Source organism: Pseudothauera lacus, assembly GCF_003034845.1.
Taxonomy (GTDB): domain Bacteria; phylum Pseudomonadota; class Gammaproteobacteria; order Burkholderiales; family Rhodocyclaceae; genus Pseudothauera; species Pseudothauera lacus.
In genome coordinates this window covers 28,940-50,381 of record NZ_PZKC01000011.1, presented here as the reverse complement: position 1 = coordinate 50,381, position 21,442 = coordinate 28,940, and the positions used below count along the sequence as shown (strand labels likewise).

Here is a 21,442-nt window from a genome sequence, read left to right as displayed (position 1 = left end):
AAAGTTTACAACTAAATATCGACCAGTGACAGGCACCCATACCAAATGACTGAACGCCGCCCCTTCGCGGGGGCTGCGTGCGGTCAGAAATTACGTTCGAACCACGACTTCACACGCCCGAAAACCTGCCGCACCGAGCGCGTCTCACGCGCATGGATGCCGCGCCGGCGCTGCGCCACGCCCTCCATCACCAGCCCCATCGCAGCAGCGTAGCGGGGCTGGCAGACAACGTCGGCGAGCCCGCCTTCGTACTGCGGCGCACCTACGCGCGCCGGCATGTGGAAGACCTCCTCGGCGAGCTCGACCATTCCGCTCATCACCGCCGAACCGCCGGTCAGCACGATGCCCGAGGACAGCAGCTCCTCGTAGCCGCTGCGGCGCAGTTCGGCCTGCACCAGTTCGAAGAGTTCGGAGACGCGCGGCTCGATGACGTCGGCCAGCGCCTGACGCGAGAGCTTGCGCGGCGGACGGTCGCCGACGCCGGGCACCTCGATCATCTCCTCGGGGTCGGCCAGGGTGTGCATTGCCACGCCGTGGCGGATCTTCAGTTCCTCGGCTTCCAGTGTCGGCGTGCGCAGGGCCATGGCGATGTCGTTGGTGATCTGGTCGCCGGCCACCGGAATCACCGCGGTGTGGCGGATCGCCCCCTGGGTGAACACGGCGATGTCGGTGGTGCCGCCGCCGATATCGACCAGGCACACGCCGAGCTCCTTCTCGTCCTCGGTGAGCACCGCATAGCTGGACGCGAGCGGCTGCAGGATCAGGTCCATCACCTCCAGCCCGCAACGATGCACGCACTTGATGACGTTCTGCGCCGCCGACACCGCGCCGGTGACGATGTGCACCTTCACCTCCAGCTTCACCCCGCTCATGCCGATGGGCTCGCGCACGCCACCCTGACCGTCGATGATGAATTCCTGGGTGAGGATGTGGAGGATCTGCTGCTCGGCGGGAATGGGCATCGCGCGCGCCACCTCGATGACCCGTTCGAGGTCCATCGGGGTGACTTCCTTGTCCTTGATCGCCACCATGCCGTTGGAGTTGAAGCTCTTGATGTGGCTGCCGGCGATGCCGGTATACACGTCGCGGATCTTGCAGTCGGCCATCAGCTCGACCTCCTGGATCACCCGCGAGATTGCATCCACGGTGGCCTCGATATTCACCACCACGCCACGCTTGAGACCGCTGGTGGGCTGCGAGCCGAGACCGACCACGTTGAGGCGGCCGTCCGGGCGCGCTTCCGCCACCATGCAGGTGATCTTGGCGGTGCCGATGTCCAGTCCGACGATCAGGTCCTTGTATTCCTTGCTCATTGCTTGCCTTTAGATGCCAGGGTGTCCGCCGGGGTGAGGGCGAACCCGCTCGGATAACGCAGGTCGGCCACCGCCACCTGCACGCCTATGCCTTCCTTGGCCTGTGGCCAGGCCGCGACGAAGCGCGCCAGACGCGCGTCGAGCGGCGCGCGCTCCTGATCGCGCCCAAGCACGATCACCATGTCGTTGTCGAGGCGCAGCTGCCACGCCTCGCGCGCCGACAGCACCACACCGACGAGCTTGCGGCCAAGCGGCGCGAGCGTGCGTGAGAACTCCTCGTAGCGCGCCAGCAGGTAGGCCGCCGAACCCGGAGGGCCGGAGAAATTGGGCAGATCGGCGTTGCTGGCGGCAATGAAGACCTCGCCCTGGCGATTGACCAGGCGCGTCTCGCCGCCATCGGAGGCCGTCCAGTAGGCCACCGCCTGATGTTCCTGGAGGCGCAGTTCGAGCGCATCGGGCCAGCGCCGGCGCACTTCCGCACGGCGCACCCAGGGCAGCTTCTCGAAATCGCGCCGCACCGCGTCGAGATCGACGGTGAAGAAGTTGCCGTGAATCGCCGCACGCGCGACGTACTCCATCTGGGCGCCGGTGACCTGCGCCGGCGGGCTGAGCAGGACAACCTCACGGAGCGGGAAGAAGGGGCGCGACAGGAACCAGGTCACCACCGCCCATGACAACCCGAGCGCGGCAAACAGCATCAGGATGTCGGCAATCAGGTTGAGCGCCGCCGGGCGATGCCAGAGGCTGCCGCCCTCGCGCGCGCGCGCGCCCTGCCCACCACCCTTGCGGGCGGATCCGGACAGGGCGGCTCGGCGGGCAGCCATCTCAGCCAAGGCGGGCCTCCGCGAGAATCGCCAGACAGAGGGCCTCGAAACTCAGCCCGGCCACGCGCGCCGACATCGGCACCAGCGAGTGCCCGGTCATGCCGGGCGCGGTATTCATCTCCAGCAGGTAGGGGCGGCCGTCGTCGGTGAGGATCAGGTCAGCGCGTCCCCAGCCACGGCAGCCCAGCATCTGCGCAGACTTCATCACCAGCGCCTGCAGCTCGCGCTCCTGTTCCGCGGGCAGCCCGCAGGGGCAGTCATAGCGGGTATCGTCGGTGAAGTACTTGTGCTGGTAGTCGTAATTGCCGTCCGGCGCGACGATGCGCACCAGCGGCAGCGCGCGCTCGGCGAGGAAGGGTGCGGTGAGCTCCGCCCCGCTGACGAACTCCTCGGCGATCACCAGGGTGTCGAAGCGTGCGGCAAGCTCCCAGGCCGCCTTCAACTGACCGGCCGCAGTGACCTTGGTCGCGCCCATGCTGGAGCCTTCATGCACCGGCTTGACGAAAATCGGCAGGCCGAGCTCGGCAGCCACCGCGTCCCAGTCGCTGTGTTCGTCGAGGATGGCATAGCGCGGCGTGGGCAGGCCGGCGGCCAGCCACACCATCTTGGTGCGCCACTTGTCCATCGACAGCGCCGAGGCCATCACCCCGCTGCCGGTATAGGGGATGCCCATCAGTTCCAGCGCCCCCTGCACCGTGCCATCCTCGCCGCCACGGCCGTGCAGCACGATGAAGGCGCGTTCGAAGCCTTCTTCCTTGAGGATGTGCAGGTCGCGCTCGGCCGGATCGAAGGCATGCGCGTCGACGCCCGCGCGCTGCAGGGCTTCGAGCACTGCCTTGCCCGACATCAGCGAAACTTCGCGCTCGGCGGACGAACCACCGAACAGCACCGCGACCTTGCCGAAATCCACCCCAGCCTCCACGCTCACGCCTCGCTCCCGTCATTGCTCAGTTTGCCGGGCACCGCCCCGATCGAGCCGGCACCCATGGTGATCACCACATCGCCGTCCTGCGCGGCGTCCAGGATGGTCTGCGGCATCTCGCCGATGTCCTCTACGAATACCGGCTCCACCTTGCCCGCGACGCGCAGCGCACGCGCCAGCGCACGCCCGTCGGCGGCGACGATGGCCGTCTCACCGGCGGCATAGACTTCGGCGAGCAGCAGCGCATCGACCGAGGACAGCACCTTGACGAAGTCCTCGAAGCAATCGCGCGTGCGGGTGTAGCGGTGCGGCTGGAAGGCCAGCACCAGGCGGCGGCCGGGAAAGGCGCCGCGCGCCGCGGCGATGGTGGCGGCCATCTCCACCGGGTGGTGGCCGTAATCGTCGACCAGGGTGAAGCTGCCGCGCACGCTCCCCGCCGCATCATGCAGCGCGACTTCGCCGTAGCGCTGGAAGCGCCGGCCGACGCCGTTGAATTCAGCCAGCGCCTTGATGATCGCGGCGTCCGGCACCTGCACCTCGGTGGCCACTGCAATCGCCGCCAGCGCGTTGAGCACGTTGTGCAGGCCGGGCAGATTGAGTTCGATGGGCAGGCGGGTGGTGGTGCCATTGACGCGCACCGCGTCGAACAGCATGCGCCCGCCGTCCGCGCGGATGTTCTCGGCGCGGATGTTGGCACTCTCGGAGAGGCCGTAGCGCACGATCTGCTTGGACACCAGCGGCATGATGGAGCGCACGTGCGGGTCGTCCTCGCAAAGCACCGCCACGCCGTAGAAGGGCAGGTGCTGGAGGAAATCCACGAAGGCCTGCTTGAGGCGGGCGAAGTCGTGCCCGTAGGTGTCCATGTGATCGGCGTCGATGTTCGTGACCACCGAGATCACCGGATTGAGCATCAGGAAGGAGGCGTCCGACTCGTCGGCCTCGGCGACCAGGAAATCGCCCTTGCCCAGGCGCGCATTGGCCCCTGCGGCATTCAGCCGCCCGCCGATGACGAAGGTCGGGTCCATGCCGCCTTCGGCGAGGATGCTGGCCACCAGCGAGGTGGTGGTGGTCTTGCCGTGCGTGCCGGCAATGGCGATGCCACGCTGGAAGCGCATCAGTTCGGCAAGCATCTGCGCGCGCGGCACCACCGGGATGCTGCGCGCACGCGCGGCGATCACCTCCGGGTTGTCGCCGCGCACCGCGGTGGAGGTCACCACCACATCGGCGTGGTCGATGTTGCCGGCCTCGTGGCCCTGCACCACGCGCGCGCCCATCGCCTGCAGGCGGCGGGTAGCAGCATTGTTGCCGAGATCCGAGCCGCTCACCGTGAAGCCCTGGTTGACCAGCACCTCGGCGATGCCGCTCATGCCGGCGCCGCCGATGCCGACGAAGTGGATATGCTTGACCTTGTGTTTCATTGCCGGCCTCCGGCCAGTCTTGCGCATTCGGCCGCCACGTCGGCCGCCGCCTGCGGTTTTGCCAGTTCGCGCGCCTTGCAGGCCATCTCCTGCAGGCGTTCGCGGGTGAGGCCGGCGAGGATGCCGGCCAGCTTGTCTGCGTCGAGTTCGGGCTGCGGCAGCAGGAAGGCGGCCCCGTGCCCGGAGAGGAAACGCGCATTGCCGCTCTGGTGGTCGTCCACCGCGTGCGGGAAAGGCACCAGCAGGCTGGCCGCGCCGACCGCGGCGAGTTCGGCCACGGTGAGCGCGCCGGCACGGCAGATCACCAGATCGGCAGCGGCGTAGCGCGCCGCCATGTCGTCGATGAAGGGCAGCAGCTCGCCGTCCACCCCGGCGTCGCGATAGGCCGCGCGCAGCGCGTCGATCTGCTTCTCGCCGGCCTGGTGGGTGACCAGCGGACGCTCGGCGGCCGGCAGGCGGGCGAGCGCCTGCGGTACGGTGACGTTGAGGACGGCAGCACCAAGACTGCCGCCCACCACCAGCACCCGCAGCGGGCCCTGGCGTCCGCCAAAGCGCTCCGCCGGCGGCGCCGCCGCGGCGATCTCCTCGCGCACCGGATTGCCCACCCAGCGCGCCTTCTTGAGCACGCGCGGGAAACCGCTGAGCACGCTGTCGGCCACCCCGGCGAGCACCCGGTTGGCGAGCCCGGCGACCGAGTTCTGTTCGTGCAGCACCAGCGGGCGACCGGTGAGTGCGGCCATCATGCCGCCCGGAAAAGTGACGTAGCCGCCCATGCCGAGCACCACGTCGGGCTTCACCCGGCGCAGTTCGCGCAGCGCCTGCCAGAAGCCGGAAAGCAGGTTCACCGGCAGCAACAGCTTGCGCACCAGGCCCTTGCCACGCAGCGCGCCGAAGCGCACCCAGGCGGTGTCGTAGCCGCGCTGCGGCACGATGCGCGCCTCCATGCCCTCAGGGTTGCCCATCCAGACAATGCGCCAGCCCTGCGCACGCAGCACCTCGGCCACCGCGATGCCCGGGAAGATGTGCCCGCCGGTACCGCCGGCCATGACCAGGAGCGTCTTCATGCGCGGCCTCCCCGCATGACTTGGCGATTTTCCCAGTCGACGCGCAAGAGAATGGCCAAGGCCAGGCAGTTGGCGACGATGCCCGAACCGCCGAAGCTCATCAGCGGCAGGGTGAGGCCCTTGGTGGGCAGCAGGCCCATGTTCACGCCCATGTTGATGAAGGACTGCACGCCGATCCACAGGCCGATGCCCTGCGCAACCAGGCCGGCGAAGTAGCGTTCGAGCTTGATCGCGTCGCGGCCAATGGCGAAGGCGCGGTGCACCAGCAGGGCGAACAGCATGACTACGGTCAGCACACCGACGAAGCCGAGCTCCTCGGCCAGTACGGCGAGCAGGAAATCGGTGTGGGCCTCGGGCAGGTAGAACAGCTTCTCGACGCTGCCGCCCAGACCGACGCCGAACCACTCGCCGCGCCCGAAGGCGATCAGCGCGTGGGAGAGCTGGTAACCGCGGCCAAAGGCGTCCTGCCAGGGATCCATGAAACCGAAGATGCGGTCGCGGCGGTAGGGCGACAGCCAGATCAGCAGTACGAAGCCGATCAGCGCCATCACCACCAGCACGCTGAACAATCGCACATTGACGCCGCCGAGGAAGAGCACGCCGAAGGCGATCACGCTGACCACCACGAAGGCGCCGAAGTCCGGCTCGGCGAGGAGCAGGAAACCGACCAGGATGATCACCCCGAGCATGGGCAGGAAGCCACGCTTGAAGCTGGCCATGGCATCGAGCTTGCGCACCGTGTAGTCGGCGGCATAGAGCGCCGCGAAGACCTTCATCAGCTCCGAAGGCTGCAGGTTCACCGGGCCCAGCGACAGCCAGCGCCGCGCGCCATTGACCTCGCGGCCGACACCGGGAATGAGCACCAGCACCAGCAGCAGCACACCGGCCATGAACAGCCACGGTGCGGCCTGCTGCCAGCGCCCCAGCGGCACCTGGAAGGCGAGCAGGCCGAGGGCCACACCGAGGCTCAGGTAGATGCCGTGGCGGAGCAGGAAGTAGTGCGACTGATGACCGGTAAAGCGGCTGCCTTCGGCAATCGCGATCGACGACGAGTACACCATCACCAGCCCGATCAGCAGCAGCGTGAGGGCGGACCAGATGAGCACCGGATCGAGTTCGCGGGTGGTGGCCGCCGGACGCATCAGGCGGTTGACCGCGCGCGCGGTATCGGTACCCGCACTGTGTTGGCGGGGGGAGAGGAAGGCGGGCAGGCGCAGGCTCAGCTTCATGCCACGCGCACTCCCGGCAGGGTCCGCAGCGCGGCGACGAAGACTTCGGCGCGATGGGGATAGTTGCGGAACATGTCGAGGCTGGAACACGCCGGCGACAGCAGCACGACGTCACCCGGGCAAGCCGCGGCGTTGGCCGCCGCCACCGCCGCGGCCATGTCGCTGGCGTGGCTGATTGCCACCCCGCAACCATCGAGGGCGGCGGCGATGCGCGCGGCGTCGCGGCCGATGAGGATCACTGCACGGGCGTAGCGCGCCACCGGTGCGCGCAGCGGCGCGAAGTCCTGGCCCTTGCCGTCGCCGCCGGCGATCAGCACGGCGGGACGCGCCAGACCGTCGAGGGCGGCGAGCGTGGCGCCGACATTGGTACCCTTGGAGTCGTTGTAGTACAGCACGCCGTCGGCACGCTCGGCAACCAGTTCGACGCGGTGGGGCAAGCCCCTGAAGCTCTTCAGCCCGGCCACCAGAGCCACGCCGGGCAGTCCCAGCCCCAGACGGCAAAGGGCCAGCGCAGCAAGCGCGTTGGCGGCATTGTGAAGACCGGCAATGGGCAGCTCGGCAAGTGCCAGCAGGGCCTGCCCGCCTTCCGCCAGCCAGCGTTCGCCGGCATCCACGACGATGCCGAAGTCGCCTGCGGCTGCCGGCGCATCGGTGCCGAAGGTGCAGCAGCGCCGCCCGGCGATGGCCATCGCGGCGACGCGGGCATCCTCGCGGTTGAGTATCTGCACGCCCTCCCCGGCAAAGATGCGCGCCTTGGTGGCGGCGTATTCGTCGAGGTCGGCGTAGCGGTCGAGATGGTCGTCGGTGATGTTGAGCACCGTCGCCGCATCGGCGGCGAATCCTTCTGCCGCCTCGAGCTGGAAGCTCGACAGCTCCAGCACCCAGCACGCCGGCAGGGCGCGCCCGGCTTCCAGGCGGTCGACCAGCACGTCGAGCGGCGCCGGGCTGATGTTGCCCGCGGCCACCGCATCCACCCCGGCGGCGCAGGCCAGGTGGGCGGCCAGCGCGGTGGTGGTGGTCTTGCCGTTGGTGCCGGTGATGGCGAGGATGCGGCAGCTGCTGCGCGCGCCGAGCGCGTCCAGCGCCTCGGCAAACAGGCTCATCTCGCCGGCCACACGCAACCCGCGGCGGCGCGCCTCGGCGACCACGCCGCCACGCGGATCCAGCCCGGGGCTGAGGGCGACCAGATCGACGCCATCGAGCAGGGCATCGCTCAGCGCCCCGGTGAGCAGTTCGGCCTGCGGCGCGAAATCGAGCAGGCGCGCCGCACCCGGCGGTTGTGCGCGCGTGTCGGCGACGCGCAGGCGGGCGCCCTGGCGGGCGCACCAGCGCGCCATCGCCACACCGGACTCACCGAGCCCGAGCACCAGTACGCGTTTGCCGGCAAGCTGCGTCATTTCCTTCTTACCTCAGCTTCAGCGAAGACAGGCCGAACAGCACCAGCATGATGGTGATGATCCAGAACCGCACCACCACCTGGGTTTCCTTCCAGCCGCCCAGTTCGTAGTGGTGATGCAGCGGCGCCATGCGGAAGATGCGTTTGCCGCCGGTGGCGCGGAAGTACAGCACCTGCACCATCACCGACAGGGTTTCGGCGACGAACAGGCCGCCCATGATGAACAGCACGATCTCCTGGCGCACCACCACGGCGATGGTGCCCAGCGCCGCGCCCAGCGCGAGCGCGCCGACGTCGCCCATGAAGACTTCTGCCGGATAGGCGTTGAACCACAGGAAACCCAGCCCGGCGCCGCAGATCGCGCCACAGAACACGGCCAGTTCGCCGGCCCCGGCGACGTAGGGCACGCCCAGGTACTTGGCGAAACCGGCGTGGCCGGCGACGTAGGCGAAGATCGCCAGCGCGCCGGCGACCATCACCGTAGGCATGATCGCCAGGCCGTCCAGCCCGTCGGTGAGGTTCACCGCATGGCTGGTGCCGTTGATGACGAAGTAGGACAGCGCGACGAAGCCGAAGATGCCCAGCGGATAGGCCACGGCCTTGAAGAAGGGCACGATGAGCTCGGTCTCCGCCGGTGTGCTGGCGGTCAGCCCGAGGTAGAGCGCCGCGGCCAGCGCGATCGCCGAAGTCCACAGGTACTTCCAGCGGCTGGCGAGCCCCTTCGGGTCGCGATGGACGACCTTGCGCCAGTCGTCGACCCAGCCCACTGCGCCGAAACCCAGGGTGACGAACAGGGTGATCCACACGTACTGGTTGCCGAGGTCGCCCCACAGCAGCACGGTGACGGCGATGGCGATGAGGATCAGCGCGCCGCCCATGGTCGGCGTGCCGGCCTTGGTGAGGTGGGACTTGGGGCCGTCGTCGCGCACCGCCTGGCCGATCTTCTTCGCCGCCAGCCAGCGGATCACCCGCGGACCGAACATCAGCGAGATCGCCAGCGCGGTGAGGGCGGCCAGCACGGTGCGCAGCGTGATGTAGCCGAAGACATTGAAGGCGCGGATGTCCTGGCCGAGCCAGAGGGCAAGTTCAAGCAGCATGATCGGTCCCTTCCCTGGTAGCGCCTGCGTCGGGCGGCGCGAGGCGGTCGGCAATGCGCTCCATGCGCATGAAGCGCGACCCCTTCACCAGCACCACGGTATCGCCGTCGAGCTCGCCGACGAGCGCTCCCAGCAGCGCGTCGACGGAGGTGAAATGAGCCCCGCCGTCACCGAAATTGCGTGCCGCCACGGCGCTCATCTCACCGAGCGCGTAGAGCGCATCGACACCCTTGCTCTTGGCGTAGCCACCGATCTCGTCATGGACCTGGGCGCTGGTTTCGCCGATCTCGCCCATGTCACCCAGCACCAGGATCTTGCGCCCCGGGGTGGCGGCAAGCACGTCGATGCCGGCGCGCACCGAATCCGGATTGGCGTTGTAGCTGTCGTCGAGGATGGTTGCGCCGGCGATGCCGGCGCGCAGCTGCAGACGTCCGCGGGTACCGGCGTAGGCCTCCAGGCCCGCCGCCACCGCGCTCAGCGGCACCCCCGCGGCAAGGCAGGCGGCGGCAGCGCCGACGGCATTGCGCGCGTTGTGCTCGCCGGGCACCTGCAAGGCCACGCTGCACTCGCCCTGCGGAGCGCGCAGGTGCAGGCGGCAGCCAAGGCCATGCTGCTCACAGCGCCCGCACACCGCGGCGCCATCGCCGAGGGCGAATTCGAGCGTGTGCCGGGCACTGTTGAGTTCGCGCCAGTAGGCAGCATGGGGGTCGTCGGCATTGATCACCGCCACCCCCTCGCTGCCAAGGCCGTCGTACAGCGTGCCCTTCTCGCGCGCCACCTCGGCGACGCTGCCCATGCCCAGCAGGTGGGCGCGCTGGGCGTTGTTGACGATGGCCACGGTGGGGCTGGCGATGCGGGTCAGGTAGGCGATCTCGCCGGGGCTGTTCATGCCCATCTCGATCACCGCGGCGCGGTGGTGGTCGCGCAGGGCGAGCAGGGTCAGCGGCTGGCCGATGTCGTTGTTGAGGTTGCCGGCGGTGGCGAGCACCGCATCGTCACCGAAGTGCGCGCGCAGGATGCTGGCGCACATGTCCTTCACCGTAGTCTTGCCGTTCGAGCCGGTGACGCCGATCACGGCGATGTCGAAACGCGCCCGCCAGGCGGCGGCAAGCCGCCCCAGGGCGAGGCGGGTATCGTCGGCGATGAGCAGGGGCAGGCCCTCGTGCGGGTGCGCAGCCGCCCACGCCTCGTCTACCAGCGCCGCGGCAGCGCCGGCGTCAAGCGCGGCAGCAACGAAGTCATGACCGTCGAAATGTTCGCCGCGCAGGGCGACAAAAAGCTGCCCGGGGACGATCGCGCGGCTGTCGCTGCCCACGCTGGTGAAGCGTCCCACGCCGGTGGCGCGCCCGTCGATGGCCGCTGCGGCCTCGTGGAGCATCAGCATGCACCCACTCCATGTGTGCGATGCCAGGCCTGCAGTGCCAGACGGGCCTGGTCGAGATCGGAAAACGGCACCCGCTGACCGAGTACCTCCTGATAGGGTTCGTGGCCCTTGCCGGCGAGCACGACGACGTCGTCGGGTCCGGCCTCGGCGATCGCCAGGGCAATCGCCTGAGCGCGATCGACCACCCGGTCCACATCCGCCGGGCAGGCCGCGGCGATGTCGGCGATGATCCGCAGGGGATCCTCGGAACGCGGGTTGTCGCTGGTAAGCACCACGCGGTCGGCGAGCTGTGCGGCAATCTCGCCCATCAGCGGGCGCTTGCCGGGATCGCGGTCGCCGCCGCAGCCAAACAGGCACACCAACCGCCCGCGCCGCGCCGCGGCGGTTTCGCGCACGGCCTCGAGCACCTTGGCGAGAGCGTCGGGGGAATGGGCATAGTCGATCACCACCAGCGGCTCGCCGACACCGCCGAGCAGCTGCATGCGCCCTTCGGGCGGCGTCAGGCGGGCGATGCTGCGGGCGATGTCGTCCGCCGGCAGGCCACGGCAGAGCAGCGCGCCAGCCACCGCAAGGAGGTTGGAAACGTTGAACGGCGCCACCAGACGGACCTGCAGGTCATGGCGCTGGCCTTCCCAGTGCATGGCGAAGCGCAGCCCGCCCGGTGCCGCCTGCAGGGCATCGGCAAACAGCACACGGGCGCCCGGCACGGCGTCGAGGTTGGTGGCCATGCGGGTGTAGCCGATCACCGCCATGCCACGTTCGACCTGCCGGCGCGCGAGCACCAGGCCAAAACCGTCGTCAAGGTTGATCACCGCCTGCGCCAGGCCCGGCAGTTCGAACATGCGCGCCTTGGCCGCCGCGTAGGCCTCCATGGTGCCGTGGTAGTCGAGGTGGTCGCGCGACAGGTTGGTATAGATGCCGACGTCGAAACAAGCTCCGTTGACCCGCCCCTGCTCAAGACCGATGGACGACACTTCCATCGCCGCAGCGCTGGCACCGGCAGCGCGGAAGGCTGCCAGATGGCGGTGCAGTTCGATGGCGTCGGGGGTGGTGTTGACGCCGGCCTCGAGCTGCCCGGGGAAACCGCAGCCGAGCGTACCGACGATGCCGCAGCGGGCATCGAAATCGCCCAGGGCGTGAGCCAGCCATTGACTCACCGTGGTCTTGCCGTTGGTGCCGGTAACCCCGGCCAGCCACAGCGCCGCGGAGGGACGCGCATAGATCTCGTGGGCGAGATGGCCGGCACACTCGCGCAGACCGCCGACAGCAACCACCGGCACGGCCAGTTCGGGGGGCAGCAGACCGTCACTGTCGTCCCACAGCACTGCGCCGGCGCCGCGTGCCAGCGCATCGGCAACATGGCGCCGGCCGTCGGTGCGCAGCCCCGGCCAGGCGGCGAAAACGTCGCCGGGGCCGATACGCCGCGAGTCCGCACTGATGGCGCGCGGTTCGACACCACGGCGGCGCAGTTCGGCAAGGACGCGACCGACGTTGGCGCTCACAGTGCCTCCCCGGCCGGACGGCTGGCCGTGCGCAGCGGCGTCAGCGGCATGTCGGGCGCCACGCCGAGGGTGCGCAAGGCGCCTTCGGTGATGCGGGCGAACACTGGCGCGGCTACCGCACCGCCGAAATGCTGCCCGCCGTCGGGCTCGTCGATCATTACCGCCACCACCAGGCGCGGGCTGGATGCCGGCGCAAAGCCGACGAAGGAGGAAACGTAACGGTTGGTGTAGCGCCCGCCTTCGAGCTTGTGCGCGGTCCCCGACTTGCCGGCGACGCGGTAGCCCGGCACCTGCGCGCGCGGCGCGGTGCCACCGGGGCCGGCAGCCATCTCCAGCATGGTGCGCATCTCGCGCGCGGTGTCCGGCGACAGCACACGGCGGCCGGCCTTCTGCAGCCCTTCCTGGCGCACCAGCGAGAGCGGCAGCAGCTCGCCGTCACGCGCAAAGACCAGGTAGGCGCGGGCGAGCTGCGCCAGGGTCACCGACAAGCCGTAGCCGTAGGACATGGTGGCCTGCTCGATCTGGCGCCAGTCGCGCGCCGGGCGCAGACGGCCGCTGGCCTCACCTGGAAAGCCCAGGCGCAGCGGGCTGCCGAAGCCGAGGGCATCGTAGAAGGCCCACATGGTCTCGGCGGGGAAATCCAGCGCCATCTTGACGGTACCGACATTGGAGGACTTCTGGATCACCTCGGCGACGGTAAGCACCTCATGGCGGGAGGTATCGGAGATCGTCGCCCGCCCCAGCGCCATGCGCCCGTTGTGGGTGTCGATGGCGGTGGCCGGGGTGACGCGGCCCTGCTCGATGGCCAGCGCAGCAATGAAGGGCTTCATCGTCGAGCCCGGCTCGAAGGTGTCGGTGATCACCCGGTTGCGCAGCTGCGCACCGCTCAGCGCGGCACGGTTGTTGGGGTTGAAGGTGGGGGCATTGGCCAGCGCCAGCACTTCGCCGGTGCGCGCATCGAGCACCACCACAGCGCCGGCCTTGGCCTTGTGCTGCTCCATGGCATCACGCAGCGCGCTGTAGGCAAGGAACTGGAGCTTGCCGTCGATGGACAGCGCCAGATCCTCGCCGTCGCGCGGCGGGCGGATCGATTCGACGTCCTCGACGACCTGGCCGCGGCGATCGCGGATCACCCGGCGGGCCCCCGGCTTGCCGGCGAGGCTGCCGTCGAAGGCCAGTTCGATGCCCTCCTGGCCACGGTCGTCGATTCCGGTGAAGCCGAGGATGTGCGCCATCATCTCGCCGCCCGGATAGAAGCGGCGATACTCCTGCTGCTGATGGATGCCCGGCAGGCGCAGGTCGGCGATGCGCTGGGCAACGTCAGGGGCAAGCTGGCGGCGCAGATAGACGAAGTCGCGGGCGCTGCCGAGGCGGTTGTTGAGGTCGTTGACGTTCATCCCCAACAATCCGGCAAGCGCGCGCGCATCGGCGGGGCTGAGGCGGGCGTCGCCGGGAATCGCCCAGATCGAGCGCACCGGCGTGCTCACCGCGAGGATGTCGCCGTTGCGGTCGGTGATGCGCCCGCGCGTGGCCGGCACCTCAAGCACGCGCGCATAGCGCGACTCACCCTGGGCCTGGAGGAAGTCCTTGTTGAAGCCTTGCAACCAGGCCGCCCGCGCCACCAGCGCCAGCGAGCAACCCATCAGCCCGAGCAGCACGATACGCGCCCGCCACGCCGGCAGGTCGCGCTTGAGCAGCGGGTTGTGATTGAGGGTCACGGCAACCGGCTTCTTCTTCATTGCACCGGCTCCACGACGATCATCTGCCCGGGCGGCGGCATGCGCAGCCCCAGGGTGTCGCGCGCCAGCCGTTCGATGCGCACGTGAGCGGCCAGCGTGCTCTGCTCAAGCTGCAACTGCCCCCACTCCACCTCCAGTGCGCGCGCGCGCGCCTGCTGGCGCTCCAGCTCGGAGAAGAGCTGGCGTGACTGGTGCTGGGCGGCGACCACGCCGAGCGCGCTGATCACCACCAGCGAGAGCAGGAAGGCGTCGGCACGGATCATGCAGCCTCCGTGCGTTCGGCGACGCGCATCACCGCGCTGCGCGCGCGCGGGTTGGCGGCGACCTCCGCAGCACCTGGGCGCTGCGCACGGCCCACCAGGCGCAGCCGCGGCTGCGGCAGCTGGTCGGCACGCAGGGGCAGGCGGGCCGGCAGTGCGTCGGGTTTCGCGCAGTCGCGCATGAAACGCTTGACGATGCGATCCTCGAGGGAGTGGAAGCTGATTACCGCCAGGCGCCCGCCGGGGCGCAGGCGGTCCACCGCATCGGGGAGCACACGACTCAGCTCTTCGAGCTCCTGATTGATGAAAATCCGTAGAGCCTGAAAGCTGCGCGTCGCCGGGTGCTGACCCGGCTCGCGTGTACGGACCGTCTTTTCCACGAGCGCGGCAAGTTGTCCAGTGGTTGCAACAGCCCCCCCTGGCCGAGCAGCTGCAATCGCCTTTGCAATCGCATGAGCAAACCGTTCTTCCCCATAATCCCTCAGCACCTCCGTGATTTGGCCGACGCTCGCGTCCGCCAGCCATTGCGCCACGGTCTGCCCGCGGCTGGTGTCCATGCGCATGTCCAGCGGCGCATCGAAGCGAAAACTCATGCCGCGCGCGGCATCGTCGAGTTGCGGTGAAGAAACCCCGAGATCGAGCAGCACGCCATCGACGCGGGCAACGCCGAGCGCATCGAGCGCGCCGGCAAGGGCGCTGAAGGGTTCATGCACGAGAGTGAAGCGCGGGTCGCCGAGCGCGGCACCGGCGGCGATCGCCGCCGGATCACGGTCGAAGGCGATCAGGCGGCCGCCTGGCCCCAGCCGCGCGAGCAACGCGCGGCTGTGCCCGCCGCGCCCGAAGGTGCCGTCCACATAGACGCCATCGGCACGTACCGCGAGGGCCTCCACGGCCTCTTCGAGCAGGACGCTCACATGCTGCACGGCTGCGCTCACAGGGACAGGCTCTCGAATCCCTGCGGCAGCTCGGCGCTGTCGAAGGTGGCGACCGCACTGGCCAGCTGGCGCTGCCAGCCGGCATCCGACCAGAGTTCGAAATGCGACCCCACTCCGACCAGCCACACCTGCTTGTCGAGCGCCGCCCACTGGCGCAGGGACGGCGGCACCAGCACGCGGCCGGCGGCATCCATCGTCTCCGCCTGCGCATGGCCGATGAGCAGGCGCTGCAGCGCCGCCGTGGCGCGGTCCATGCTGTTCGGCATGGCGGCGATCTTTCTGCTGATCGGCTCCCAGTCGGCCTGCGGGTACACCAGTACGCACTGATGCGGATGCGCGGTCATCACCAGCGGCGCGCCCTCGGGGACCAGGGCGTCACGATGCCGCGCAGGAATCGCCAGGCGACCCTTCGCATCGAGACTGAGCGCAACCGCACCCTGGAACATTGAACCCCCTGAGCTGTTTCGGGGAAGCGTCTTTTGACACTTTCACCCACTTTTCTCCACTGCTCCCCACTCTAGAGCAAAGATACAGCCCGGTCAAGGACGCCCGGAGCGCTTTCCCGTTGCGACACAATGACTTACGAAGGAAATCGCGCTGCACAATAAACCTTGAAAAATCAAGGCATATAGCGCAACTTCATGAGAAACGGGATGAGAAGTACAGGCGGATGTGGCGCGGACGCGCACAAGGTGGGGGAAGCCCCCACCGGCAGCCCTTTGCGGGCCGCTCTGGCGGCATGAACATGAAATGGGGAAGTTCGCCGATAAGCCGGGTTCTGTCGAGCGCGCAAGGCCGAAACCCTTCACGCCGGGCAGTCATTCCTCTGGGCGCAGCGTTGCCACTGCGCTCTAGCAGCCTACCCGGGAGCAGCGCGAGCCACGCCATTGCTCCCCTATTTGGCCTTGCCCCGGATGGGGTTTGCCGTGCCGGTCCTGTTACCAGTCCCGCGGTGGGCTCTTACCCGACGGGGCTTGCGCCCCGACCACTGGCGTGCCTGCGCACACCAGCGCACCGTTTCACCCTTGCCTGATCCGTCTGGCGCGGCATGCGCCGCACCAGCCACTGCCGTTTGCACGGCAGCCTCCCTGCGCACCGAAGTGCGAAGCCCTCCTCTTCAGGAAGGGGACTTTGCCGCCTGCGGCATCACCCCCTTCTAGGAAGGGGATTTTGCCGCCTGCGGCGGCGAAGCCCGGACAGCCATCGGCGGTCTGCTCTCTGTTGCACTTTCCGTCGCCTCACGGCGCCCGGCCGTTAGCCGGCATCCTGCTCTGCGGGGCCCGGACTTTCCTCCACACCCCTGATGGAGTGCAGCGACTGCCTGGCGAACTTCCCGCGGCGGATTATAGCCCTTCCCTCACTGCCCGGCCGCGATGAATGCGGGCTTGCCGTCCTTGAGGCGGAAGTGGCCGACCAGCGGGCCGGGAGCGCCGCCGTCGTTGACCCAGTCCTGCACCAGGCAGCGCTCGGTGCTGGCGAGGTACCAGCGCCCCCCCTGGCGCAGCGCCCACAGCAGGTCGCCGGCGGCGTACACCTCGACTTCGACCATCGCGGTGGAGCTGGGATGGATCCTGACCTTGCGCTGGCAGGCCGGCAGGCGCGAGACGATCAGCGCCTGCTCGACGTCGGCGGTCCAGAAGTAGGGCTGCTCGCGCACCAGGATGAGGGCGTGCTGATTGCCATCGACCATGTAGGCGGTGGCACTGTTCTCGCACGCCACCAGCCACGGCAGCACGGCAACGAGGGCAAGACTGCGCAGCACTCTGGACATCGCTTCTCTCCTTGATCGGCTCACACCACCCGCCAGGCCACCGTCTCGCCGGCACGCAGCGGCACCAGCGGATCGGTCTCCAGGTAATCGTAAGCCTCCGGCACCTGCCAGGACTCGCGCCGCAGGGTCAGCGTCGCGGCGTTCGGCGCCAAGCCATAGAAGGCCGGCCCATTGAGGCTGGCAAAGGCCTCCAGGCGGTCCAGTGCGCCGGCGGCATCGAACACCTCGGCGTAGAGTTCGATGCCGGCATGCGCGGTGTAGCAGCCCGCACAGCCGCAGGCCGCCTCCTTGGCGCCGCGCGCATGCGGTGCCGAGTCGGTGCCGAGGAAGAACTTGCGCTTGCCCGAAGTCACCGCCGCAACCAGGGCCTGACGATGATGCTCACGCTTGAGCACCGGCAGGCAATAGTGATGCGGACGGATGCCGCCGGCAAAGATGGCGTTGCGGTTGAGCAGCAGGTGGTGCGCGGTGACGGTGGCGGCAATGCGCTCGCCGGCGGACTCGACGAAGGCTGCGGCCTCGGCGGTGGTGATGTGCTCGAAGACCACCTTGAGCCCCGGGAAGCGCCGCGTCACCGGCTCCAGCACGCGGTCGATGAAGACTTTCTCGCGGTCGAAGACATCGACCTCCGCCGCGGTGGCCTCGCCATGCACGCACAGCACCATGCCGGCCTTCTCCATGCGTTCGAGCACCCCATAAACCTTCTCGATCGCCGTCACCCCGGCATCCGAATTGGTCGTCGCGCCTGCCGGATACAGTTTCACAGCAATCACCGCGCCGCTGGCGCGGGCGCGATCGATCTCGTCGGGCGGAGTGTTGTCGGTGAGGTACAGGCTCATCAGCGGCTCGAAGTCCAGGCCTTCGGGCACTGCGGCAAGGATGCGCCCGCGGTAGGCCAGCGCCTGCGCCGTGCTCACCACCGGCGGCCGCAGGTTGGGCATGATCAGCGCACGGCCGAAGCGCCGCGCGGTATGCGGCACCACGGCCGCCAGGGCGGCGCCGTCGCGCACGTGAAGATGCCAGTCGTCGGGGCGGATGAGCGTCAGAGTCTGCATGATGTGAGGTTAGTAGTCAGCCGGGCAGGCGGGCAATGCCTGCTGCGATTATAGGCACGGATCACGCCCCCTTGAGCGCCAGGGCGCGCGCATAGAGAGCCTTCTTCGGCGCGCCGGTGATCTCCGCGGCGAGGCGGGCGGCGCTCTTGAGGGGCAGTTCGGCTAGCAGCAGGGCAAGCACGCGCTCCGCCTCGGCGTTCATCGGCTCGGTGGCGGGCGCGCCCTCGACCACCAGCACGAACTCGCCGCGCCGGCGGTTGGCGTCGGCCTCCAGCCAGGCCACGGCCTCGCCGAGGGCAAGCACTGCGCTCTGCTCATGCAGCTTGGTCAGTTCGCGGGCGATCAGCACCCGGCGCTCGCTGCCGAACACCGCAGCAAGATCGGCAAGGCATTCGACGACGCGGTGAGGCGCCTCGTAGAACACCAGATTGTCGCCATCCTCGCGCAACATCTCCAGCCGCGCGCGGCGCGCAGCTTCGCGCGGCGGCAAAAAACCGACGAAACGGAAGCCGCCGGGAAGAAAGCCGGCCACCGACAGCGCCGCCACCGCCGCACATGGGCCGGGCACCGCCAGCACCGCATAGCCGGCGGCACGCACACGAGCCACCGCACGCGCACCGGGATCGGAGATCGCCGGCGTACCCGCGTCGCTCACCAGCGCCACCGAGGCGCCGCCGGCGAGCACCGCCAGCACCTGCTCGGCAGCGGCCTGCTCATTGTGCTCATGAACGGCGATGAGGCGCTTGCGCAACCCCTGCGCATCGAGCAGACGCTGGGTATGGCGGGTATCCTCGGCAGCAATCGCGCCGACCTCGCCGAGCACTTGCGCGGCGCGCGGCGACAGATCCTGCAGGTTCCCGAGCGGCGTCGCCACCACGTACAATGACGGCGTCCTGGCAGGCGATGGTGTTGCAGCATTCATGAAGACAGCCCCCAAGTTTCGCCAAGCAGCGATTGTCGACCGCGCCCCGCCCCCAGCGCAAGCACGCGGACAGATCGCCGAGGATCTCGCCGCCGCCCACCTCAGCGCCCACGGCGTGCGCATCATTGCCCGCAACGTGCGCTGCCGCAACGGCGAAGTCGACCTCATCGGCCGCGACCGCGACACCACCGTCTTCGTCGAGGTCCGCCTGCGCGGCAGCGCCCGCTTCGGCGGCGCCGCCGCCAGCATCACCGCGCGCAAGCAGCAGCGCATCATCCACGCCGCGCGCTGGTGGCTGGCCGGCGCCGGACGTGCCTACGCCGACACGCCCTGCCGCTTCGACGCCGTCCTCCTCGACGACACCCGCGCCGAGGCCGTGCACTGGCTGCGCGGCGCGTTCTGCAGCGAAGGGTGAAATCCTGTAAGCAAACGCATCGGCAACACCCCGCGGCGGACTGCGCGCAAGCGCGCCATGCTAGACTTTTGCCCCCGCAAGCCTCACTTCCGCAGAGCCGTTCATGGACCTCATCGCCCGCATCTCCCGCCATTTCCACGACAGCGCGCAGACCAAGCTCGACGCCATCGAGGCGCTGGCCGCCCCCCTTGCCGGCGCCATCGAGACCATGACCCAGAGCCTGCTCAACAACGGCAAGATCCTCGCCTGCGGCAACGGTGGCTCGGCGGCCGACGCCCAGCACTTTGCCGCCGAACTGGTGAACCGCTTCGAGATGGAACGCCCGCCGCTGGCCGCCATCGCACTGACCACCGACAGCTCGACGCTGACCTCGATCGCCAACGACTACGACTACCTGCAGGTCTTCTCCAAACAGGTGCGCGCGCTCGGCCAGCCCGGCGACGTCCTGCTGGCGATCTCCACCAGCGGCAACTCGCCCAACGTCATCGACGCCATCGCTGCGGCCCACGAGCGCGAGATGCGCGTTGTCGCCCTCACCGGCAAGGACGGTGGGCGCATCGGCGAACTTCTTGGCCCCGACGACATCCATCTGTGCGTACCTGCCGCCCGCACCGCGCGCATCCAGGAGGTTCACCTGCTGGCCCTGCACTGCCTGTGCGACGGCATCGACTGTCTGCTCCTGGGAGTTGAAGAATGACCCGCACCGCCAACCTGCCCCGCCGCAAGACCCTCCTCGCCCTCGTCGCCCTCGGCAGCATCCCCGCCCTGCAGGGCTGCTTTCCCGCTGCGGTGACCGTTGCCGGCGCCGGCGCGGTGATGATCGCCGACCGCCGCACCTCCGGTGCCTACGTCGAGGATGAAGGCATCGAATGGCGCACCCGCAACCGCCTGCGGCAGCGCTTCGGCGACAGCATCAACGTTGCGGTGACCTCCTACAACCGCAACGTCCTGCTCACCGGCCAGGTGCCCAGCGCCCAGGTCGCCGCCGAGGTCGAACGCGAGGCGCGCGCCATCACCAACGTCAACGCGGTGATCAGTGAAGTCGTCGTCGGCGGCCTGAGCACGCTTTCCTCGCGCGCCAGTGACGCCGTCACCACCTCACAGGTGAAGGCCCGCTTCATCGACGACCAGAACTTCTCCGCCCACCACGTCAAGGTGGTCACCGAGGCCGGCACGGTGTTCCTGATGGGCCTGGTCACCCGTAGCGAAGCCGACGCCGCCACCGAGGTGGCACGCACCACCGCCGGTGTGCGCAAGGTCGTGCGGGTGTTCGAGTACATCAGCGACGAAGAGGCCCGCCGCCTCGACGCCCGCATCGGCGAGCGCTGAGCGCCCCCGGCGAGCGAACATTTATCCATGCGTGGACTTGGCTTGTCCGTGCTTGTGCGGTTATAATCGCGCCCTTTCTGTCCACCAGACACTTCAAGGAAGTCCGCAATGCCGGGTATTCGCCTCAAGGAAAACGAGCCGTTTGAAGTCGCGATCCGCCGTTTCAAGCGCACGATCGAGAAGACCGGTGTGCTCACCGAGCTGCGTTCGCGCGAGTTCTACGAAAAGCCCACCGCCGAGCGCAAGCGCAAGCTGGCCGCTGCCGTGAAGCGCAACCACAAGCGCCTGCGCAGCCAGACCCTGCCGCCCAAGCTGTACTGATTCACGCCCGGCCGAGGCCGGTCACCACCGCACCGCGCACAACCCGCGCAGGTGCGGTGTTTGCATTTCTGCCACGGAGCACAGCATGTCACTGAGCGCACGCATCCAGGACGACATGAAGGCCGCCATGCGCGCCAAGGACAGCGCACGGCTGTCCGCCATCCGTCTGCTGATGGCCGCCATCAAGCAACGCGAGGTCGATGAGCGCTGTACGCTGGACGACGCGGCCATCCTCACCGTGGTGGACAAGCTGGTGAAGCAGCGCCGCGACGCCGCCGAGCAGTACGACCGCGCCGCGCGCGCCGAGCTCGCCGCAGCCGAACGCTTCGAGATCGAGGTGCTGTCGGCCTATCTCCCGGCACAGCTGGGCGACGCCGAGATCGACGCCGAAATCGATGCAGCCCTCGCCGCCAGCGGCGCCGAGGGTCTGGCCGCAATGGGCAAGGCAATGGCCGTACTGAAGCCCCGCCTCGCCGGACGCGCCGACATGGCCGAGGTCTCTCGCCGCCTGCGCACCCGCCTGTCCACCTGAACACCCTGCGCCGC

General features: G+C 68.9%; 22 protein-coding genes and 1 other RNA gene. 5 read left to right on the top strand and 18 right to left on the bottom strand.

Annotated features, from left to right (window positions below; translation table 11 throughout):
• Positions 1-83: 83 nt before the first annotated feature.
• The 18 genes from ftsA to rsmI form a co-directional block, all read right to left on the bottom strand.
• Entirely contained in the window at positions 84-1,313 is a 1,230-nt protein-coding gene (gene ftsA / locus C8261_RS13125) for a cell division protein FtsA (protein ID WP_107494179.1), read from the bottom strand.
• Entirely contained in the window at positions 1,310-2,146 is an 837-nt protein-coding gene (locus C8261_RS13120; RefSeq protein ID WP_235864921.1) for a cell division protein FtsQ/DivIB, read from the bottom strand. The genes ftsA and C8261_RS13120 overlap by 4 nt, the downstream gene beginning before the upstream one ends.
• Positions 2,139-3,065, bottom strand: a complete 927-nt coding sequence (locus C8261_RS13115; RefSeq protein WP_328588084.1) for a D-alanine--D-alanine ligase — start codon at positions 3,063-3,065, stop codon at positions 2,139-2,141. The genes C8261_RS13120 and C8261_RS13115 overlap by 8 nt, the downstream gene beginning before the upstream one ends.
• Positions 3,062-4,477, bottom strand: a complete 1,416-nt coding sequence (gene murC, locus C8261_RS13110; RefSeq protein ID WP_107494176.1) for a UDP-N-acetylmuramate--L-alanine ligase — start codon at positions 4,475-4,477, stop codon at positions 3,062-3,064. Before murC ends, C8261_RS13115 begins: the two co-directional genes overlap by 4 nt.
• Complete coding sequence (gene murG, locus C8261_RS13105) at positions 4,474-5,541, bottom strand: undecaprenyldiphospho-muramoylpentapeptide beta-N-acetylglucosaminyltransferase (protein ID WP_107494175.1); 1,068 nt, start codon at positions 5,539-5,541, stop codon at positions 4,474-4,476. Before murG ends, murC begins: the two co-directional genes overlap by 4 nt.
• A complete protein-coding gene (gene ftsW, locus C8261_RS13100; RefSeq protein ID WP_107494174.1) occupies positions 5,538-6,770 on the bottom strand; it encodes a putative lipid II flippase FtsW in 1,233 nt (410 codons plus the stop codon). Before ftsW ends, murG begins: the two co-directional genes overlap by 4 nt.
• Positions 6,767-8,167, bottom strand: coding sequence for a UDP-N-acetylmuramoyl-L-alanine--D-glutamate ligase (gene murD, locus C8261_RS13095; protein WP_107494173.1), 1,401 nt, complete (start codon positions 8,165-8,167; stop codon positions 6,767-6,769). The genes ftsW and murD overlap by 4 nt, the downstream gene beginning before the upstream one ends.
• A gap of 7 nt (positions 8,168-8,174) precedes the next feature.
• On the bottom strand, positions 8,175-9,263 hold the full coding sequence (mraY, locus tag C8261_RS13090; protein WP_107494172.1) for a phospho-N-acetylmuramoyl-pentapeptide-transferase: 1,089 nt from the start codon (positions 9,261-9,263) through the stop codon (positions 8,175-8,177).
• Positions 9,253-10,647 carry a UDP-N-acetylmuramoyl-tripeptide--D-alanyl-D-alanine ligase gene (locus tag C8261_RS13085; RefSeq protein WP_107494171.1) on the bottom strand — a complete coding sequence of 465 codons (1,395 nt, stop codon included), beginning with the start codon at positions 10,645-10,647 and terminating at the stop codon, positions 9,253-9,255. The genes mraY and C8261_RS13085 overlap by 11 nt, the downstream gene beginning before the upstream one ends.
• Positions 10,641-12,149, bottom strand: a complete 1,509-nt coding sequence (locus tag C8261_RS13080; RefSeq protein WP_107494170.1) for a UDP-N-acetylmuramoyl-L-alanyl-D-glutamate--2,6-diaminopimelate ligase — start codon at positions 12,147-12,149, stop codon at positions 10,641-10,643. Before C8261_RS13080 ends, C8261_RS13085 begins: the two co-directional genes overlap by 7 nt.
• Entirely contained in the window at positions 12,146-13,888 is a 1,743-nt protein-coding gene (locus C8261_RS13075; protein ID WP_107494169.1) for a peptidoglycan D,D-transpeptidase FtsI family protein, read from the bottom strand. Before C8261_RS13075 ends, C8261_RS13080 begins: the two co-directional genes overlap by 4 nt.
• Complete coding sequence (ftsL, locus tag C8261_RS13070; protein ID WP_107494168.1) at positions 13,885-14,151, bottom strand: cell division protein FtsL; 267 nt, start codon at positions 14,149-14,151, stop codon at positions 13,885-13,887. Before ftsL ends, C8261_RS13075 begins: the two co-directional genes overlap by 4 nt.
• Complete coding sequence (gene rsmH / locus C8261_RS13065; RefSeq protein WP_107494167.1) at positions 14,148-15,083, bottom strand: 16S rRNA (cytosine(1402)-N(4))-methyltransferase RsmH; 936 nt, start codon at positions 15,081-15,083, stop codon at positions 14,148-14,150. Before rsmH ends, ftsL begins: the two co-directional genes overlap by 4 nt.
• A complete protein-coding gene (gene mraZ / locus C8261_RS13060) occupies positions 15,080-15,529 on the bottom strand; it encodes a division/cell wall cluster transcriptional repressor MraZ (protein ID WP_107494166.1) in 450 nt (149 codons plus the stop codon). The genes rsmH and mraZ overlap by 4 nt, the downstream gene beginning before the upstream one ends.
• A 305-nt stretch (positions 15,530-15,834) precedes the next feature.
• Positions 15,835-16,416: RNase P RNA component class A (rnpB, locus tag C8261_RS13055), an RNA gene on the bottom strand.
• Positions 16,417-16,440: 24 nt separating this feature from the next.
• A complete protein-coding gene (locus tag C8261_RS13050; RefSeq protein ID WP_107494165.1) occupies positions 16,441-16,854 on the bottom strand; it encodes a hypothetical protein in 414 nt (137 codons plus the stop codon).
• 20 nt (positions 16,855-16,874) lie between these two features.
• Entirely contained in the window at positions 16,875-17,909 is a 1,035-nt protein-coding gene (pyrC, locus tag C8261_RS13045; protein WP_107494164.1) for a dihydroorotase, read from the bottom strand.
• A gap of 61 nt (positions 17,910-17,970) precedes the next feature.
• Complete coding sequence (gene rsmI / locus C8261_RS13040) at positions 17,971-18,792, bottom strand: 16S rRNA (cytidine(1402)-2'-O)-methyltransferase (protein WP_235864925.1); 822 nt, start codon at positions 18,790-18,792, stop codon at positions 17,971-17,973.
• Positions 18,793-18,829: 37 nt separating this feature from the next.
• Here rsmI and C8261_RS13035 point away from each other — a divergent pair, with 37 nt between their 5' ends.
• The 5 genes from C8261_RS13035 to C8261_RS13015 all read left to right on the top strand — a co-directional run bounded on the left by C8261_RS13035 (position 18,830) and on the right by C8261_RS13015 (position 21,428).
• On the top strand, positions 18,830-19,246 hold the full coding sequence (locus tag C8261_RS13035; protein WP_107494162.1) for a YraN family protein: 417 nt from the start codon (positions 18,830-18,832) through the stop codon (positions 19,244-19,246).
• Between the two features lie 103 nt (positions 19,247-19,349).
• Positions 19,350-19,943, top strand: coding sequence for a phosphoheptose isomerase (locus C8261_RS13030; protein WP_107494161.1), 594 nt, complete (start codon positions 19,350-19,352; stop codon positions 19,941-19,943).
• A complete protein-coding gene (locus C8261_RS13025) occupies positions 19,940-20,575 on the top strand; it encodes a BON domain-containing protein (protein ID WP_107494160.1) in 636 nt (211 codons plus the stop codon). Before C8261_RS13030 ends, C8261_RS13025 begins: the two co-directional genes overlap by 4 nt.
• Positions 20,576-20,683: 108 nt before the next feature.
• Entirely contained in the window at positions 20,684-20,896 is a 213-nt protein-coding gene (rpsU, locus tag C8261_RS13020; RefSeq protein ID WP_107494159.1) for a 30S ribosomal protein S21, read from the top strand.
• 85 nt (positions 20,897-20,981) lie between these two features.
• Entirely contained in the window at positions 20,982-21,428 is a 447-nt protein-coding gene (locus C8261_RS13015; protein WP_107494158.1) for a GatB/YqeY domain-containing protein, read from the top strand.
• The last annotated feature ends 14 nt before the right edge of the window (positions 21,429-21,442 follow it).

What these genes read in the sequence shown, in the direction of transcription:
- ftsA (WP_107494179.1), bottom strand. Translation starts at nt 1,313, where the DNA reads ATGAGCAAGGAATACAAGGACCTGATCGTCGGACTGGACATCGGCACC.
- murC (WP_107494176.1), bottom strand. Translation starts at nt 4,477, where the DNA reads ATGAAACACAAGGTCAAGCATATCCACTTCGTCGGCATCGGCGGCGCC.
- murG (WP_107494175.1), bottom strand. Translation starts at nt 5,541, where the DNA reads ATGAAGACGCTCCTGGTCATGGCCGGCGGTACCGGCGGGCACATCTTC.
- ftsW (WP_107494174.1), bottom strand. Translation starts at nt 6,770, where the DNA reads ATGAAGCTGAGCCTGCGCCTGCCCGCCTTCCTCTCCCCCCGCCAACAC.
- murD (WP_107494173.1), bottom strand. Translation starts at nt 8,167, where the DNA reads ATGACGCAGCTTGCCGGCAAACGCGTACTGGTGCTCGGGCTCGGTGAG.
- mraY (WP_107494172.1), bottom strand. Translation starts at nt 9,263, where the DNA reads ATGCTGCTTGAACTTGCCCTCTGGCTCGGCCAGGACATCCGCGCCTTC.
- C8261_RS13085 (WP_107494171.1), bottom strand. Translation starts at nt 10,647, where the DNA reads ATGCTGATGCTCCACGAGGCCGCAGCGGCCATCGACGGGCGCGCCACC.
- C8261_RS13075 (WP_107494169.1), bottom strand. Translation starts at nt 13,888, where the DNA reads ATGAAGAAGAAGCCGGTTGCCGTGACCCTCAATCACAACCCGCTGCTC.
- ftsL (WP_107494168.1), bottom strand. Translation starts at nt 14,151, where the DNA reads ATGATCCGTGCCGACGCCTTCCTGCTCTCGCTGGTGGTGATCAGCGCG.
- mraZ (WP_107494166.1), bottom strand. Translation starts at nt 15,529, where the DNA reads ATGTTCCAGGGTGCGGTTGCGCTCAGTCTCGATGCGAAGGGTCGCCTG.
- C8261_RS13050 (WP_107494165.1), bottom strand. Translation starts at nt 16,854, where the DNA reads ATGTCCAGAGTGCTGCGCAGTCTTGCCCTCGTTGCCGTGCTGCCGTGG.
- pyrC (WP_107494164.1), bottom strand. Translation starts at nt 17,909, where the DNA reads ATGCAGACTCTGACGCTCATCCGCCCCGACGACTGGCATCTTCACGTG.
- C8261_RS13035 (WP_107494162.1), top strand. Translation starts at nt 18,830, where the DNA reads ATGAAGACAGCCCCCAAGTTTCGCCAAGCAGCGATTGTCGACCGCGCC.
- C8261_RS13030 (WP_107494161.1), top strand. Translation starts at nt 19,350, where the DNA reads ATGGACCTCATCGCCCGCATCTCCCGCCATTTCCACGACAGCGCGCAG.
- C8261_RS13025 (WP_107494160.1), top strand. Translation starts at nt 19,940, where the DNA reads ATGACCCGCACCGCCAACCTGCCCCGCCGCAAGACCCTCCTCGCCCTC.
- rpsU (WP_107494159.1), top strand. Translation starts at nt 20,684, where the DNA reads ATGCCGGGTATTCGCCTCAAGGAAAACGAGCCGTTTGAAGTCGCGATC.
- C8261_RS13015 (WP_107494158.1), top strand. Translation starts at nt 20,982, where the DNA reads ATGTCACTGAGCGCACGCATCCAGGACGACATGAAGGCCGCCATGCGC.